General features: G+C 67.2%; 1 protein-coding gene and 1 pseudogene. Both read left to right on the plus strand.

Annotation, left to right across the window (positions count from 1 at the left end):
* Positions 1-409, plus strand: a pseudogene (locus tag TSH64_RS31205) (branched-chain amino acid ABC transporter permease); the annotation flags it as partial.
* Positions 406-1,131 (plus strand): ATP-binding cassette domain-containing protein (locus TSH64_RS31210; protein ID WP_109453209.1); only part of this gene is annotated, 726 nt, incomplete at its 3' end. The pseudogene TSH64_RS31205 and the gene TSH64_RS31210, both read left to right, overlap by 4 nt.

Here is a 1,131-nt window from a genome sequence, read left to right on the forward strand (position 1 = left end):
AGCGCTGCGCGAGGACGACATCGCCTGTGCGTCCTTGGGCATCAACCGCACCAACATGAAGCTGGCGGCCTTCGCCATCGCGGCGATGTTCGGCGGCTTCGCCGGCTCCTTCTTCGCCACGCGCCAGGGCTTCATCAGCCCGGAGAGCTTCACCTTCATCGAGTCGGCGATCATCCTGGCCATCGTGGTGCTGGGCGGCATGGGCAGCCAGATCGGCGTGGTGGTCGCCACCCTGCTGGTGATCGGCCTGCCGGAAGCGTTCCGCGAGCTGGCCGACTACCGCATGCTGGCGTTTGGTGCCGGCATGGTGGTGATCATGCTGTGGCGTCCGCGCGGCCTGCTGGCCCATCGTGACCCGACCATCCTCCTGCATGGCGGCAAAAAGCCCGCCGCGGGAGCCGCGAAATGAGCGCCGTCATGACTGAAAAGCCGCTTCTGTCGGTCGAACACCTGACCATGCGCTTCGGCGGTCTGGTGGCGAACAACGACGTGTCGTTCGAGGCGCGGGCGGGCGAGATCACCGCGCTGATCGGACCCAATGGTGCGGGCAAGACAACGCTGTTCAACTGCGTCACCGGCTTCTACACGCCGACGGTGGGACGGCTGACGCTGCGCCATCCGCAGGGCAAGGAATTCCTGCTGGAGCGGATGCCGGGCTACCGCATCGCCCAGCTGGCCGGCGTGGCGCGCACCTTCCAGAACATCCGTCTGTTCAGCGGCATGAGCGTTCTGGAGAACCTGATCGTCGCCCAGCACAACAAGCTGATGCGGGCGTCCGGCTTCGCCATCGCCGGCCTGTTGGGCCTGCCCGGCTTCCGCAAGGCCGAGCACGAGGCGGTGGAGCTGGCGAAATACTGGCTGGACCGGGTCCGCCTGACCGAGTTCGCCGACTGGGAAGCCGGCAATTTGCCCTACGGTGCCCAGCGCCGGCTGGAGATCGCGCGGGCGATGTGCACCGAGCCGGTGCTGCTGTGCCTGGACGAGCCGGCGGCCGGGCTGAACCCGCGCGAGTCGGGGGAGCTGGCCGAGATCCTGACCTTCATCCGCGACGTCCAGACCCCGCAGGGTCACCGCACGGGCGTGCTGCTGATCGAGCATGACATGAGCGTGGTGATGCGCATTTCCGACCAT

The sequence above is a fragment of the Azospirillum sp. TSH64 genome, assembly GCF_003116035.1.
Lineage (GTDB): Bacteria > Pseudomonadota > Alphaproteobacteria > Azospirillales > Azospirillaceae > Azospirillum.